The organism is Amycolatopsis viridis, assembly GCF_011758765.1.
Taxonomy (GTDB): Bacteria; Actinomycetota; Actinomycetes; order Mycobacteriales; family Pseudonocardiaceae; genus Amycolatopsis_E; species Amycolatopsis_E viridis.
This window is the reverse complement of the sequence record NZ_JAANOU010000001.1, coordinates 5,357,955-5,372,884: the sequence shown is the minus strand read 5'-3', so window position 1 is coordinate 5,372,884 and position 14,930 is coordinate 5,357,955. Positions and strand designations below refer to the sequence as shown.

Annotated in this window: 15 protein-coding genes and 1 tRNA gene; 13 read left to right on the top strand and 3 right to left on the bottom strand. The window is 70.6% G+C overall.

The genetic code is table 11. The features are described from left to right. Positions 1-44: 44 nt before the first annotated feature. Both FHX46_RS26585 and htpX read left to right on the top strand, forming a co-directional pair. Positions 45-461 (top strand): hypothetical protein, encoded by a 417-nt coding sequence (locus FHX46_RS26585; protein ID WP_208400298.1) that lies wholly within the window; start codon positions 45-47, stop codon positions 459-461. A gap of 226 nt (positions 462-687) precedes the next feature. After that, on the top strand, positions 688-1,554 hold the full coding sequence (gene htpX / locus FHX46_RS26580; protein ID WP_167120382.1) for a zinc metalloprotease HtpX: 867 nt from the start codon (positions 688-690) through the stop codon (positions 1,552-1,554). 1 nt (position 1,555) lies between these two features. Here htpX and rfbA read toward each other — a convergent pair whose 3' ends face one another. Further along, positions 1,556-2,437, bottom strand: coding sequence for a glucose-1-phosphate thymidylyltransferase RfbA (rfbA, locus tag FHX46_RS26575; protein WP_167120379.1), 882 nt, complete (start codon positions 2,435-2,437; stop codon positions 1,556-1,558). An 86-nt stretch (positions 2,438-2,523) separates the two neighbouring features. Between rfbA and FHX46_RS26570 the strand changes: the two genes are divergently transcribed. Genes FHX46_RS26570 through FHX46_RS26560 form a run of 3 tightly spaced genes read left to right on the top strand, consistent with a single transcriptional unit; the run spans position 2,524 to position 4,663 of the window. After that, positions 2,524-3,390 (top strand): alpha/beta fold hydrolase, encoded by an 867-nt coding sequence (locus tag FHX46_RS26570; RefSeq protein WP_167120376.1) that lies wholly within the window; start codon positions 2,524-2,526, stop codon positions 3,388-3,390. Between the two features lie 5 nt (positions 3,391-3,395). Further along, positions 3,396-3,986, top strand: coding sequence for a TetR/AcrR family transcriptional regulator (locus tag FHX46_RS26565; protein WP_167120373.1), 591 nt, complete (start codon positions 3,396-3,398; stop codon positions 3,984-3,986). Between the two features lie 29 nt (positions 3,987-4,015). Beyond that, the gene (locus FHX46_RS26560) at positions 4,016-4,663 is read left to right on the top strand and encodes a DsbA family oxidoreductase (RefSeq protein WP_167120370.1); all 648 of its coding nucleotides are present in this window, start codon (positions 4,016-4,018) and stop codon (positions 4,661-4,663) included. On the opposite strand, the gene FHX46_RS26555 is transcribed toward FHX46_RS26560, so the two are convergent. Both FHX46_RS26555 and FHX46_RS26550 read right to left on the bottom strand, forming a co-directional pair. Then, positions 4,636-5,772 (bottom strand): sialidase family protein, encoded by a 1,137-nt coding sequence (locus FHX46_RS26555; protein ID WP_167120367.1) that lies wholly within the window; start codon positions 5,770-5,772, stop codon positions 4,636-4,638. The two genes, FHX46_RS26560 and FHX46_RS26555, sit on opposite strands and share 28 nt — an antisense overlap. Before the next feature lie 509 nt (positions 5,773-6,281). After that, positions 6,282-6,773, bottom strand: a complete 492-nt coding sequence (locus tag FHX46_RS26550; protein ID WP_167120362.1) for a YajQ family cyclic di-GMP-binding protein — start codon at positions 6,771-6,773, stop codon at positions 6,282-6,284. A gap of 116 nt (positions 6,774-6,889) precedes the next feature. On the opposite strand from FHX46_RS26550, the gene FHX46_RS26545 reads away from it, so the two are divergent. The 8 genes from FHX46_RS26545 (at position 6,890) to FHX46_RS26510 (ending at position 14,906) form a co-directional block, all read left to right on the top strand. Next, positions 6,890-6,971 (top strand) — tRNA-Tyr (locus FHX46_RS26545). Positions 6,972-7,314: 343 nt separating this feature from the next. Further along, positions 7,315-7,827, top strand: coding sequence for a F0F1 ATP synthase subunit B (locus FHX46_RS26540; RefSeq protein ID WP_167120359.1), 513 nt, complete (start codon positions 7,315-7,317; stop codon positions 7,825-7,827). Between the two features lie 300 nt (positions 7,828-8,127). After that, entirely contained in the window at positions 8,128-9,039 is a 912-nt protein-coding gene (locus tag FHX46_RS26535) for an AraC family transcriptional regulator (RefSeq protein WP_167120354.1), read from the top strand. Between the two features lie 268 nt (positions 9,040-9,307). Then, entirely contained in the window at positions 9,308-9,973 is a 666-nt protein-coding gene (locus FHX46_RS26530; RefSeq protein ID WP_208400294.1) for a response regulator transcription factor, read from the top strand. 119 nt (positions 9,974-10,092) lie between these two features. Then, a complete protein-coding gene (locus FHX46_RS26525; RefSeq protein ID WP_167120351.1) occupies positions 10,093-10,887 on the top strand; it encodes an enoyl-CoA hydratase/isomerase family protein in 795 nt (264 codons plus the stop codon). A gap of 64 nt (positions 10,888-10,951) precedes the next feature. Beyond that, complete coding sequence (locus FHX46_RS26520; RefSeq protein WP_167120348.1) at positions 10,952-12,247, top strand: beta-ketoacyl-[acyl-carrier-protein] synthase family protein; 1,296 nt, start codon at positions 10,952-10,954, stop codon at positions 12,245-12,247. Next, positions 12,244-13,896 carry a CoA-transferase gene (locus FHX46_RS26515; RefSeq protein ID WP_167120345.1) on the top strand — a complete coding sequence of 551 codons (1,653 nt, stop codon included), beginning with the start codon at positions 12,244-12,246 and terminating at the stop codon, positions 13,894-13,896. The genes FHX46_RS26520 and FHX46_RS26515 overlap by 4 nt, the downstream gene beginning before the upstream one ends. Then, positions 13,893-14,906, top strand: coding sequence for a 3-oxoacyl-ACP synthase III family protein (locus FHX46_RS26510; RefSeq protein ID WP_167120342.1), 1,014 nt, complete (start codon positions 13,893-13,895; stop codon positions 14,904-14,906). Before FHX46_RS26515 ends, FHX46_RS26510 begins: the two co-directional genes overlap by 4 nt. The last annotated feature ends 24 nt before the right edge of the window (positions 14,907-14,930 follow it).

The following is a 14,930-nucleotide window of genomic DNA, read 5'->3' as shown; positions in this document are numbered from 1 at the left end:
AGGGAGCGTCCATGGGGTGACAGCCCACGCTGGAAGGATCTCCGATGGCCCAACCGTACCCGGCCCAGCCGTACTCCGTTCCGTCCCCGCGTCGCCGGTGGCCGCTCGCCGTGGTCGCCCTGGTCGTCGGGCTCGTCGTCGGCGCGGGAATCGTCGGGCTCGTCTGGATCGGGACCGGTTCGGGTGCTGCGGGATCCGGCGCCGCCGCCGACGTCGACGCCGCCTGCGCCGCGGTGGCGCGCACCACGTCACTCGATCCGGTGGACAAGTACGCCGGGTTCCAGCGCTGGGGCGCGGCGGCGCAGCTCGCCGCCGCGGCCGCCGAGCAGGAGCCGCGCTACCAGTCGCTCGCCGACGCGCTGAAGGCCCCGGTCGACATCGTGATGCAGAACTTCGCCGCGAAGGGGCCGGAGTTCGACGCGGCGATGACCCGCGCCAGGGCCGCCTGCGACGACCGCTAGGCACCGGCCGCGAGTCTCCGGCGGCGCCGCCCTGACCAGCGTGAACGGCATTCACCGCGGCGGTGGCGCCAGTGCCGGTGCCCGACCGCACCTGCCCTTTTCCACAATGGGTGGGGCACCCGGATCCAACCGCAACCTGGCGTGCCCGCCCGCGCGCACGCCAGAGTTGCCACGGAACTCCGCCCCCCGTTCGCGCGTTGCGGAAGTGGAAGGAGGCGCAGGGCACGTGCACAGGCACCAGAACGGGCTGAAAACCGCAGTGTTGCTCGGGTTGCTGAGTGCCATCATCATCGCGATCAGTTCATTGTTCGGGCGTGGCGCGTTGTTCATCGGGCTGGTGCTCGCCCTCGGCATGAACGCCTACGCCTATTTCAAGTCCGACACGATCGCGCTGCGGGCGATGCGCGCGCGGCCGGTGTCCGAGCCCGAGCAGCCCGTCATGCACCGCATCGTGCGTGAGCTGGCCACCTCGGCCCGCCAGCCGATGCCGCGGCTCTACGTGAGCCCGACCAAGGCGCCGAACGCGTTCGCCACCGGCCGCAACCCGCGGCACGCGGCGGTGTGCTGCACGACCGGAATCCTGGAACTGCTGGACGAGCGCGAGCTGCGGGCGGTGCTCGGCCACGAGCTGTCCCACGTCTACAACCGCGACATCCTCATCTCGTGCGTCGCCGGTGCGCTGGCGAGCATGGTCAGCGTCCTGGCCAACGTGGCGATGTTCGCCGGCGTGTTCGGCGGGGACGACCGCGAGGGCAACAACCCGCTGGTCTCGCTGCTGATCATCCTGGTGGGCCCGATCGCCGCGGGCATCATCCGGATGGGCGTCAGCCGCTCGCGGGAGTACCAGGCGGACGCGTCGGGAGCCGAGCTGACCGGTGATCCGCTCGCGCTGGCCTCGGCGCTGCGGAAGCTGGAGGACGGCACGCGCCGCGCCCCGCTCGTGCCGGAACCGCAGCTGGTGTCGCAGTCGCACCTGATGATCGCCAACCCGTTCCGCCCCGGCGAGTCGTTCTCCCGCATGTTCTCCACGCACCCGCCGATCGAGGACCGGATCCGGCGCCTGGAGGACATGGCCCGCCGCGGCCCGTTCTGATCTATCCGGTCGCCCCGGCCGCCCGCGCGCACGCGATCACGTAGTCGCCGTACCCGGACTTCGACAGCTTGAGCCCGAGCGCCAGGCACTCGTCCGGGTCGATGTAGCCCATCCGCAGCGCCACCTCCTCCAGGCAGGCGATGCGCACCCCGGTGCGGTGCTCGAGCACCTGCACGAACTGCGCGGCTTCCAGCAGCGAGTCGTGCGTGCCGGTGTCCAGCCACGCGAACCCGCGCCCCAGCTCGACCAGCTTCGCGCGACCCTGCCGCAGGTAGGCCAGGTTGACGTCGGTGATCTCCAGCTCGCCGCGCTGCGAGGGGGTGAGCCCGCGCGCGATCTCCACCACCTGGTTGTCGTAGAAGTACAGTCCGGTGATCGCCTGGTTGGACTTCGGCCGGTCCGGCTTCTCCTCGATCGACACCAGCCTGCCGTCGCGGTCGAGCTCGCCCACGCCGTAGCGCTGCGGGTCCTTCACCGGGTACCCGAACAGCACGCACCCGTCGAGCGTGGCGACCTCCTGCTGCATCCGCCCGGAGAACCCCTGGCCGTAGAAGATGTTGTCGCCGAGGATCAGCGCCACGTCGTCATCGCCGAGGAAGTCCGCACCGATGAGGAACGCCTCGGCCAGGCCGTTCGGGCTGGGCTGCTCGGCGTAGGCCAGCTGCAACCCGAACTGGTCGCCGGATCCGAGGAGCCGCCGGAAGTTCGGCAGGTCGGCGGGGGTGGAGATGATCAGGATCTCCCGGATCCCGGCGAGCATCAGCACCGAGAGCGGGTAGTAGATCATCGGCTTGTCGTACACCGGCAGCAGTTGCTTCGACACCGCCTGGGTGATCGGGTGCAGACGCGTCCCGCTGCCGCCCGCCAGCACGATGCCCTTCATGCCTCAGCTCCTCCCGGATCGATCCGGAACCACCCTAGCGTGCCGCGTACCTTCACATACATACAGTCTGTATGTATGTTCGGAGGATGACTCGCTCACCAGCACTCGGCCAGGCGCGGCACGTGACCCTCCCGCAGGGTGAGGTCCGCTACGTCGATCGCGGCACGGGCCGGCCGGTCGTGTTCGTCCACGGCGTCTTCGTCAACGCCGACCTCTGGCGCCACGTCGTGCCGGACGTCGCTGCCGCCGGCTTCCGCTGCCTCACCGTCGACATGCCGCTGGGGGCGCACGAGACCCCGGTCCGCCCGGACGCCGACCTCACCCCGCCCGGCCTGGCCGATCTCATCGCGGACTTCCTCGACGCTCTCGACCTGCGGGACGTCATCCTCGTCGCGAGCGACACCGGTGGTGCGCTCACCCAGATCCTGCTGTCGCGGCGCCCCGAGCGGGTCGGCCGTGTCGTGCTGACCCCGTCGGACAGCTTCGGGCACTTCTTCCCGCCGCTGTTCAAACCGCTCACCCAGCTCGCCCGCATCCCCGGTTCGATGCGCCAGGTGTCCGCGTTGCTCCAGGTCAAGGCCCTGCACCGGACTCCGCTCGTGTTCGGCTGGGTGGCCAAACGGGCATTTCCCGCGCCGATCACCGAGTCCTACGTGCGGCCGGCGCACCGCTCCGCCGCGATCCGCCGCGACGTGTGCAAGGTCGTCCGGGCGGTGCACCCGCGCTACACGCTCGCGGCGGCGGAGCAGCTGCGCGCCTTCGACAAGCCGGTCCTGCTGGCCTGGGGCGACGACGACCGGATGTTCCCGCTCCGCCTGGCCCGGCGGCTCGCCGAGATCCTGCCCCGCGCGCGCCTGGTCGAAATCGCCGACTCCTCCGCCTTCGTCCCCGAGGACCAGCCGGCCGAGCTGGTGCGGCACATCCTGGCGTTCGCCGGTGTCATGGCAGATTAGGGGCCGTGCGCCGGACACAGGAAGAGCGATCGCAGAACACCCGGGCCGCGTTGGTGGCGGCCGCGCGCGAGCTGTTCGCCGAGCGCGGCTACCAGGCCGTGCCCGCGGATGAGATCGTGCGCGCGGCCGGGGTGACCCGCGGCGCGCTCTACCACCACTACGGCGACAAGCAGGGCCTGTTCCGCGCGGTGTTCGAGCAGGTCGAGCTGGAGGTCACGGCGGAGGTCGAGGCCGCCATGACGGACGCGCCGGACCTGGCGACCGGCCTGTTGTTCGCGCTCAAGGCGTTCCTCGACGCGTGTGAGCGCGCGGACGTCCGGCGGATCTCGCTGGTCGACGCCCCGGCCGTGCTGGGCTGGGTCGCCTGGCGCGAGATCGAGGCCGGGCACGGCCTGGGGCTGGTCACCACCGTGCTGCGGCAGGCCGTCGAGCAGGGCCTGGTCAAACCGCTCCCGGTCGAGGTGCTCGCGCAGCTCGTGCTGAGCGCCGTGAACGAGGCAGCGCTGATGATCACGCACGCCGACAACCCCGCGCAGGCCCGCTCGGACGCCGAGCAGGTGCTCGCCACCTGGCTGCTGGGCCTGCTCGCGGAATAATCCCGGCCCCGGCGACGTTGCGCGGGGTCGTGCAGGTCGAGATCTGGTCCGATGTCGTGTGCCCGTGGTGCTACCTCGGCAAGCGGCGCTTCGAGCGCGCGCTGGCCGCGTTCGAGCACCGCGACCAGGTCGAGGTGGTGTTCCGGTCGTTCGAGCTGGACCCGGGCGCGCCGCGGGAGCCGCAGCCGAAGGCCCCGTTGCTCGCCGCGAAGTACGGGATCAGCGAGGCGGAGTTCGCCGCGAACGAGGAGCGCCTGACGCGGCTCGCCGCGGCCGACGGCCTGGAGTACCACTTGGACGGTAGCCTGATCGGCAACACCTTCGACGCCCACCGAGTGCTGCACCTCGCCCGCGAGCGCGGTCTGCAGGAGGCGGTCGCCGAGCGGTTGTTCCGGGCCTACTTCACCGAGCAGCGTTCGGTGTTCGACCCGGAGTCCCTCGCCGGCCTGGCCGCGGAGGCCGGATTGGACGGTGCCGAGGCCCGCCACGTGCTGGCCGAGGGCGGCTACGCCGACGAGGTGCGCGCGGACATCGACCAGGCCCGCGCGCTCGGCGCGAACGGGGTGCCGTTCTTCGTCTTCGACCGCCGCTACGCGGTCTCCGGGGCCCAGTCCACCGACACGTTCGCTGCCGCGCTGGACACGGCCTATCAGGACACCCGCCCCTTGCCGAAGTAGACCTTGCACACGCCGCCGTCGTAGTCGGCGGCCAGTTCCAGCACGTTCCGGGAGTCGTCCACGGGCAGCAGCGACGAGCTGTAGTTCGGGCAGAAGTTGTTGTAGGCGCCGGGAACGGGCACCGGGGCCGGCAGCTCGTACCAGTTCCCGGCGCCGAAGTTGTCGTTGGCGAGCAGTACCCGCCCGTTCGAGGGGAGCGGGTGGCCGCCGCTGTCGGTGTAGATCTGCCCGACCATCACCAGCCGAACGCCGTTCGGTCCACCGGGGAACACGGCGACGGTGTGGGCGTGCTGGAAGTAGTTGCCGCTCGCCGTCGCGACGCGGGCACCCGGGTCGGTGGGGTCGCCGTAGTCCGCGCCGTCCGGGGAGATCTTGAAGTACGGACCGCAATAGCGGCTGCCGTAGTTGCAAATTTCGTAGGCGAAGTAGTAGCGCCCGTCGGGCAGTTTGCGCACGATCGGCATGCCGGGCCGGACGCGGTCCGGTGAGATCGCGACCGTGGTCTGCCTGGTTCCCCAGGTGACGCCATCGGTGGACGGGACCCGGTTGAGCACCTGGCTGTGCCGGGGCGCCTCGGTCTCGTCCGCGTAGTGCATCCACAGCGTCCCGCCGGAGTCCACAGTGAACTCCGGCTCGAACACGCCGTCATCGGTGTGCGAGCGGGCGGATTCGGACAGGAAACTCCAGTTCCGCCCACCGTCCGGACTGGACCAGATCCGGATCGACATGCGCCGGTCCGCGCCGCCGTTCTGCCCGTAGGACGCCGCCCACAGCAGGGTGCCGGCACGCAACCGGCCGACGCGTTGCGGCAGCTCGTAGAGACTGCCGCAGCACTCGCCCCGGGCACCCTCCGGATCGCGGATCTCGCTGATCGGGTGGAACGACGCCCCTTCGTCGGTGCTCTCGAAAATGCGCGCGAACGCGCCACCGCCGTCCCAGCTGTTGACGGAGGCGATGATCCGTCCGCGCCGGAACTGCGTGTGCTCCAGCCGGATGACCCGTGGGTAGGCGCCCACGCCCAGTTCGGTGCGTTGCGCGGCCTGTGCCGGCACTGTCAGCGCGGCCGTGGTGACCAGCATCGTCAGCATCAGCGCGGCAATCCGGCGCATCCGTCCCCCTCACTGTCAGCAGCGGAATTAGATCACAGAGTGATCGTCGGGGGGTGGTGGCGTCGGTCGGTGCGAGCCGGCCCTTGGACGAAGGAAGCTCCTCCGGCCGGATGAAAATCCCGGCTCCGGGGCTTCGACTTGGACCTCGAAGGACGGCTAGTGCTGACCGCCAGGTCCGCCTTCAGCGACATCTGCGCCACGCTGTGGCTGATCCCGGGTGCCGGGTCCGCTGGGACCCGCCACCCGTTCCGGCCGGGCGGGGATCCACCTGTGCGAGCCCGGCCCTGCTGCACAGCTCTAAGCAGCTGGACGCCCTCGCGGTCCCCTGCACCTCGTACCGCCCGGGCGCGCGCCGTCAGCCGGGCACCTCCTCGCGTGCCGGTTCCACGGGCAGATGCGGGGTTTGGCGGTGCCGGCGTCGCGGTCGGCCCGCCGCCGGGCGCCACCGGGCGGTGCTTCAGGCCGGCAACGCCGCGTCGTGGGACGTGGCGCTGTTGCTGTCCTGAGGGTCAGCGGTAGTTGGTGAACTGCAGCGCGATCCCGAAGTCCTTGTCCTTGAGCAGGGCGATGACGTCCTGCAGGTGGTCCTTCTTCTTGCCCGAGACGCGGAGCTGGTCGCCCTGGATCTGGGCCTGGACGCCCTTGGGGCCCTCGTCGCGGATCGCCTTGGCGATCTGCTTGGCCTTGTCAGTGGCGATGCCCTGGAGGATCTTGCCGTTGACCTTGTAGATCTTGCCGGACACCGCGGGCTCGTCGGCCTCGAACGCCTTCAGCGAGATGCCGCGCTTGATCAGCTTCTCCTTGAACACCTCGACCGCGGCCTTCGCGCGTTCCTCGGTGTCGGCCTCGATCGTCACGGCCTCTTCGCCGGCCCAGGAGACCTTGGCGTTGACGCCGCGGAAGTCGAAGCGGGTGGAAAGCTCCTTGGCCGCCTGGTTCAGCGCGTTGTCGACCTCCTGCCGGTCGACCTTGCTCACCACGTCGAATGACGGATCCGCCACGTGTCCTACCTCGTCTTTTCGCTTGTCGGCTGCCCACACCATAGCGCCGCCCCGCCCCCCGGCGGACGCGCCCGCGGGGGTTGGTAAGCTTGTCCCCGGCCGGCACGCCCGGCCATGGCGGGTTGCCCGAGCGGCCAAAGGGATCTGACTGTAAATCAGACGGCACTGCCTTCAGAGGTTCGAATCCTCTACCCGCCACACCTCCGGGAAAGCCCCGTTGATCTGGGAAAACAGGTCGGCGGGGCGTTCGTAGTTTGTGCGGTTGTATGCGGGCGCGTGCAGGTGGTTGTGGGCCATCCGTGGGCCACTCCGCAGGTGCCAGGTGGCTTCGCCTCAGCGCGGTACCCAGTTCGAGGCCCGTCACGAGGTGACCACGACGTGGGTGACGGCGTGGCTGGACTTCGGGGGCCCAGGCCCGCGCTGGAGACACCATTCCTGACCCGAACCTCGCCGGGATGATCCGTGCCAGAGCCGCCGGTGTTTTGCGTGAACCGGTCCTCCGCTACGGTGTGGCATCGATCTTGCGCTCCTGGGGGTGGAGATGATCGTTCTGGCGGCCGAGAATCCCGTCAAGCCGCATCTTGCCGAGCTCGCGCTGGGGCTCGTCGCGTTCCTCGTGCTGTTGTACGTGCTCGCGAGGTTCGTGGTGCCGCGGTTCGAGGCGTTGTTCGCGGCCCGGGCGGACAAGATCGAGGGCGGGATCGAGAAGGCGGATCAGGCCCAGGCGGCCGCTGCCGAGGTGCTCGAGCGCTTCCGCGCCCAGCTCGCCGACGCCCGTGCGGAGGCCGCGCGCATCCGCGAGGAGGCGCGCGCCGAGGGTGAGCGCGAGCGGGCGGCGCTGCGCGCGGAAGCCCAGGCGGAGAGCGGGCGGATGATCGCCCGCGGTGAGGCCGAGCTGGCCGGGCAGCGGAGCCGCATCGCGGCGGAGCTGCGGCCGGAGCTCGGCCGGATGGCGGTGGAGCTCGCCGAGCGCATCCTGGGTGAGCCAGTGGCGGACGAGACCCGGCGGCGCGGCTCCGTCGACCGGTTCCTCGCGGAGCTGGACCGGCGGTAGCTCAGCGCGACGGCGCTGCGCGAATCGGCTGAAACGGTTCGCGTATCGGCTACCCGGACGGCCGCAGCGCCACTAGCGTCCTGTGGGTATCGGGCTCGGCGCGAGTCCTCGGGTGAGCAATTTGCATTCCGGGACATCCGGTCGTACAGCGGTCCCGTGGGCCGGATCCGCTGGAGTGAACGTGTCGCAGCGGCGCGCACCCTGCCCCGGCTACGAGGAACGGGTACTGACGGGATGGCGCTGCTACCACTTCACCGGTTCGAGTTGTTCCAGTCGAGAGACGTCGACTACACCCGTGACATGACCGCGCGCGCCTTCTGCGCGCACAACCTCGAGCCGCTCGACCTCGCGAACGGTATCGACGCCCGGCTGCACACCAAGCGGGTCGGCGACGGCACCAGCGTCTCCTACCTGGCCTACGGCGGTGACGTGCTCATCGAGCCGGAAGAACGCACGTACTTCGCCGTGCTCGTTCCCCTCGCCGGGGAATGCCGGATCGAGTACGCCGGCGAGCAGGTCCGCACCCATCGCGGCGCCGCGGCGGTACTGCCACCGGACCGTTCGCTCGTCATGAACTGGTCCGCGGACTGCGCGCACCTCGTGTACCGGATCGAACGGGTGGCGCTGGAAGCACACCTCGGCAGGCTCTTGGGCAGCGCCCCGCACCAGCCGCTGCGGTTCGCGCCCACCATGCCCCTCGACGCCGGACCGGGCCGGTCGTGGGTGGCCGGCTTCCGGACACTGGTCACCCTGCTCGACCAGCCGGACACCATGATCGAGCACCCGCTCGCCGCGGCGGAGTTCGAGTCCGGGTTGCTGACCGGGCTGCTGCTGGCTCAGCCGCACCCGTTCCAGCACCAGCTCCTCGAGCGCAACACCCGGCCGGCGCCGTCCCGCCCGGTGCGGCTCGCGGTCGACATCATGCAGAACCACCCGGAGTGGGAGCACACGACCGGCAGCCTGGCGAGGGTCACCGGGGTCGCGGTGCGCACGCTCCAGCGCGGGTTCCGGGAGCAGCTGGGGATGACCCCGCGCGAGTACCTCAACGACGTCCGGCTGCAGCGCGTGCGGGACGAGCTCCGGGCGCGCCGGCCGGAGCACGCGACGGTGGGTGAGATCGCCTCCCGTTGGGGATTCCCGCATCCCGGTCGTTTTTCGGTTATTTATCGCCGGCGGTTCGGGGAGAGTCCTTCGGCGACTTTGCGGGAATGATCTCGAAAAAGGGGGCCAGGCGCCCATTGGACAGAACTTGACGTTTACCGTATTGCCGGGGTGGGGGACGCTGGCAAGAATGATGGGAGTGCGTGTGCTGAAGTACCCGACACCGGTGTCGGCGTCCCGGTTCGATGCTTCTCCGCATGATCACGCGGATTTCTGACTCGCTGTCGATATTGCGGGCGCGCGGTATTTCGGTACCTAGGGTATCCGCAATTCGACGATGGGGGACCGAATGATGGCACCTGGACTGAGGGTTCTGGTCGTGCTGCAGCAGCCCCTGCTCAGGTTCGGCCTGCGCAGTCTGATCGAGCAACTCGACGCGGTCGGCGAGGTCGTGGAGGCGGCCACGGAACAGGAGGCGCTGCGGCACTGCGCGGAGGAGCTGCCCGGCCTGGTCATCACCGACCTCACGCTGCCCGGCGGCGGAACCGGACTGCGGGTGTGCCGGTTCGTCAAGGACCGGCGGCCGGACGTGCCGGCCATCGTGATCAGCGGCGACGCCGCGCCGGCGGCCATCGCCGCGGCGCTCAACGCCGGAGCGGACAGCTTCCTCCACAAGTTCGCCAGCTGCGCCGAGGTGCTGGAAGTGGTGGAAGCGACCTGCTCGGGCCGCCGGGCGTGGGTGCTCGGCGAGACCACGCCGCGGAGCGCGGAGTCCGCCCGGCTGCCCGGCGCCGACCTGACCAACCGGGAGCAGGAGGTGCTCTCCCTGCTGCTGAAGCGGCGGTCGAACGAGGAGATCGCCGACGAACTGTGCCTCGCCCAGCAGACGGTCAAGAACTACGTGAGCAAGGTCCTGCAGAAGCTGGGCTTCGGCAGCAGGAAGGAGCTCTTCCGGTCGGTGGAAGCACGCGTCGACCGGGTTCCCCGTCCGCGGACGCGGTCGACTGACTTCCCGGCGGCCCGCCCGTCGTCCCTCGCATCCTGACGGTGGTACCGGCGGTCCTTCCGTGCTCCCGGAATTGGTACTCGGAAGGTCTGCCGCCGGATCCGGTGAGACGGTTTCCTTGAATTGTCGCCGCCACCTGCCGGGAGAAGGGATCACAAATGCCGGCACCAGTTCAGCTGGACTGCCAGGACGGTGTGCTGACCGTCACGCTGAACCGGCCGGAAAGTGGTAACGGACTCGATTTCGAAACGGGAAAAGCAATGCTCGCCGCGGTGGCGGACGGTGCTGCCGACCAACGCGTCCGCGCGGTGGTGCTGCAGGGCAGCGGCGGCTTTTTCTGTTCCGGCGACGATCTGGACTCGCTGCGGAGGTACGCCGACGGTGACGTCGCGGCGGCCCCCGCGTCGGCCGACACCGCGGACGCGTTCTACGTGCGGCTCTGCGAGGAAATCGTGCTCGCACCGAAACCGGTGCTCGCCGCGGTGAACGGCGTGGCCATCGGACCGGGCACGGAGATCGCGTGCGCTGCCGACCTGCGCATCGGCGGGCCGGGGAGCCGGATCGGGTGCGGTCTGATCCGGGTGGGGCACGTCGGCATCGGCGCGATGCTGCGGCGCGTGGTGGGCCCGGCCCGGGCGACCGAGATCTTCCTCTCGGGACGCCTCGTCGGCGCGGACGAAGCACACCGGATCGGTCTCCTGGACCGGCTGGTTCCCGAGGACGGGCAGGTCGTGGACGAGGCACAGCGGCTCGCCCGCGACCTCGCCCACGGTCCGACGAAGGCGATCGCTCTGTACAAGGAACTGCGCGAGCGCTCGGTCGAGCAGCCGGTGCTCTCCGCTCTGCGGATGCAGGACCGGTTCCACCGGCGCAGCCACGCCGAGGTCGCGGACAGCGGCGAAGGCCTGAGCGCGCTACTGCAAGGCAGGAAACCGCACTTCACCGGTCATTGAACGGTCCCCACATCTCGCGGCTCTCCGGTTCAGCGCCGGACGCCGTGATCGGAGAAACGTGAAAATGCAGCAGACGAACGACGACCAGCAAGTTGTCATCACCGGACTGGGATTCGTGCTGCCCGGCGCGGAAAGCCGGGACGACGTGTGGCGGACGCTGCGCGACGGGGTCTCCCAGATCGACGTCCTCCCGGAGACGATCACCGGGGGCGTGACCGCCGGGAGCGTGAGCCGCGTCGGTGCCAGGGTCCGCGACTTCGACCACACCAAGCACGTGCCGGACCTGCCGGACGCGTTCACGAAGCGGTACAGCCGGGAAATCCTGATGGTCCTCTCCGCGGTCGAGCAGGCCAGGCGCGACGCGGATCTGACCATCGGGGACTCCGTCACCGAACCACAGCGCGTGGGTGTGATCGGCTCGAGTTCCCGCGGGCCGATCGAGTGGTGGTCGCAGACCGCCCGCGGTCGCGCGCTCGATCCGGAGAACCCGCCGATCGACGTCGATCAGGCGATCTTCGCCTCGCTCCCGGGGAGCCCGGCGACCCTCAGCGCGATCCGGCTCGGCGCGCAGGGCACCGTCACGACCCTCAGCAACGCGTGCGTCGCCGGTCACCAGTCGATCGCCTTCGCCGTCCAGTCGCTGCGCGCCGGGCAGGCCGACGTGATGATCCTCGTCGGCCACGAGACGCCGTTCGTGCCGGAGATGCTCCGGCTGTACTCCTCGCCGAGCGCCGGTGTGCTGTCCCGCGCCCAGGGCGATCCCCGGCAGACCATCAAGCCCTACGACCGCCGCCGGGACGGGTTCGCGTTCGGCGAGGGCGCGGTGGCCATGGTCCTGGAGACCCGGGCGCACGCCGAGCGCCGGCAGCGGCAGCCCTACGCCGCGGTCGGGTCCGCCGTCAGCCTGAGCGAAGCGGGCCACGCCACGCGGATGGACCTGAGCGGCCGGTTCACGGCCGAGCTCATCAGCAAGGCGACGGCCGCCGCCGGTCATCCCGTCGAGGACCTGGACTACATCTGCGGTCACGGCACCGCCACCCGGTACAACGACGTGGCGGAGAGCCGGGCCCTGCGGCTGGTGTACGGCGACGACCGCGCGGGGTGGCCACCGCTCGGGTCGATCAAGCCGGTGTTCGGTCACCTGCTCGGGGCTTCCGGGCTGCTGAACTGCGCGGCCGTCGCCCTGGTGCTGCGGAACCAGTGTCTGGTCCCGACGATCAACTGCGTCGAGGTCGACCCGGAGTGCGACCACGACCACGTGCAGGAAGGCGCGCGACCGGCCCTCGTGCGCCGGGCGTTGTCGTTGTCGTTCGCCATCGGCAGCCAGAGTTCGGCGGTGGCGCTGGAGAAGGTGGCATGACACCGCAGATCATCGAGGACCCGGACGCGCTGTGCCGGCGCCACCTGGTGCCGGGCATGCACGTGCACGTGGCGTCGACCATGTCGCGGCCCAACGCCCTGCTGCTCGCCGTGGCGCGGGTGTTCCGCGGCCGCGCGGTCTTCGACGTCAGCAGCAACGCCTTCCACGCCAACATGCACGCGCTGGCGATCGCCGGTGTCGTCCGGCACGCGATCACCTGTTTCGCCGGTGACACCTATCCGTCACCGCGGCCGAACCCGCTGTACGCGCACCTGCCGGAGGGAAAGCCGTTCACCGTCGAGGAGTGGAGCCTGCTCGCGCTCCTCCAGCGGTTGATCGCCGGTGCGTGCGGGAACCCGGTCGCGGTCACGACGTCGCTCGCCGGTTCCGATCTGGAGAGCCGGGGCACGCGGCTTCCCGCCGAGGTGCCGGATGCCCGGGACTGCCTCACCGTTCCGGCGCTGCGCCCGGACGTCACGTTGCTGCACGCCACGTGCGCGGACCGGCGGGGAAACCTCTACCTCAACGGTCCGCGCGGCGAGGGCTGGTGGGGTGCGATGGCGGCGCGCCGCGGTGTCCTGGCGACCGTCGAGCGAGTGGTGGACACCCCGCCCCGCGGCGGGGTGTCCATCCCGGCCGACCGGGTGCTCGGTATCGCGCGCTGCGAGTTCGGTGCGCACCCGCAGGGGCTTCCCCCGTGGCCGGAGTGCGGTTTCGCCGGTTACCGGGACGACTACGCCTTCCTCGCCGAACTCGCCGGCACCTTCGCGCGGCCGGGCGGGCCGGACAGCTGGTTCGACCGGTGGGTGCTCGCCCCGGCCGGGCACCTGGACTACCTCACCGAGCTCGGCCCCGACCGGCTGGCCGCGCTGCGGCGGCTGGACCCGATCCGCCGGCCGGTCGCGCGGGTCGCGCCGTCCTGGCGGGAACGGCACGTCGTGGTGGCGTCCCGGGCGATCGCGGACCGCGTGCGGGCCGCCGGCTACCGCACGCTCCTGGCCGGCATCGGTACCGCGCACATCGCGTCCTGGCTGGCGGCGGCGCAGCTGGCCCGGGACGGTCACGCCTTGCAGGTGCACGCCGAGCTGGGACTGATCGACATGAGCCCGGCGGCCGGTGACGCGTTCCTGTTCGCCCAGTCCCACGTGGCCCGGTCCCGTGCGCACGGCGACAGCCTCGACGTCCTCGGTGCCCTCACCGCGGGTGGGTACGGCCGGGCGCTGGCCGTGCTCTCGGCCGGTGAGATCGATCCGGCGGGCCGCATCAACAGCAGCCGGACCGCGGACGGCCGGTACCTGGTGGGGTCGGGCGGGGCGAACGACTTCGCGACCCACCTGGAGACGCTCGTGGTCGCACCGGCGTCTCCGCGCAAGCTGGTGCCGCGGGTGCATTTCGTGACCTGCCCCGGCCAGAACGTGCTGACCGTGGCGACCCAGTACGGGCGCCTCGTGCGGGAATCCGCCGCGGTGCCGTTCCGCCTCGCCACGTGGATGGCGCCGGACGAGGACACCGGCGCGGATCCGGTCGCCACGCTGCGCGACCGCACGTCCTGGCCCGTCCCGGACAGTTCTCCCGAGTGGGAGAAGCCGATCACGGACGAGGAACTGTCCCTGCTCCGCACTCTCGACCCGGAGGGCTTCTACCGATGACCACATCCGAATCGTCCGGCGGCCGGCCGGTCGAACTGGCCGGGGTGGGACACGACTTCCCCGGCGCCCCGATCACGAACGAGTACTTCGAGTCCGAGCACCCCGGCCTGGGCATCGACGACGCGTGGATCCGCGAGCACACCGGGGTCGGCGCGCGGCACTGGCCGCCGCCCGGCGAGCACCACGCCGACATGGCGGAACGCGCGGCGGCGATGGCGCTCAAGGACGCGGGTGTCGACGCCGCGGACGTGGACGTCGTCATCGGCACGACCGCGACCGCGCGGCCGAGGACCAACCCGACGACCAGCGGGAACCGGTACATGGATCTGGCTCTGCCGCTGCAGAAACGCATCGGGGCCGACCACGCGTTCGCCTTCGACATCACCGGTGTCGCGTGCGCCGGTTTCCTGCACGGCAGCGTGGTGGCGCAGGGTCTGCTCGCGAACCCGGCGGTGCGGACGGTGCTGGTCGTGGCGGCGGAGAACCCGCGGCCCATCCTCAACTTCGAGTTCCGCAACGCGGCGTTGTTCGGCGGCGGTGCGGCTGCCGGTGTCTGGCGGGCCTCGGACGCGCCGGGCGGGCTGGAGGGCGCGGTGCTCCGATCGGACGCGGAGTTCTACGACGCCTTCGACATCGACGACCAGGACAAGATGATCATGAAGGGGAAGGTCGTCAACGGTGTCGCGTCCCGGTTCCTGTCGGAGGCCGCGCGGGACGTGCTCGCCCGGTCCGCGCTGACGCTCGACGACATCGACTGGTTCATCCCGCACCAGGGCAACATCAACATCATCGACGAGGTCGGCGAGATCCTGGGACTTCCGCCGGAACGGGTGCTCGTCAACATCGACCGCCGCGGCAACACCTCCAGCGTGAGCGTGCCCAGCTGTCTCTCGGAGCACGTGCACGACGGGACCATCCGAAGAGGACAGCGGGTGCTCGCGATGAGCGTGGGCCGCGGGTTCAGCTGGGGAGCCATGGTCTTCCGCTACGGGGAACCGTCGCGTGCCTGATCGGAAAAGCCACGAAGGAAAGGT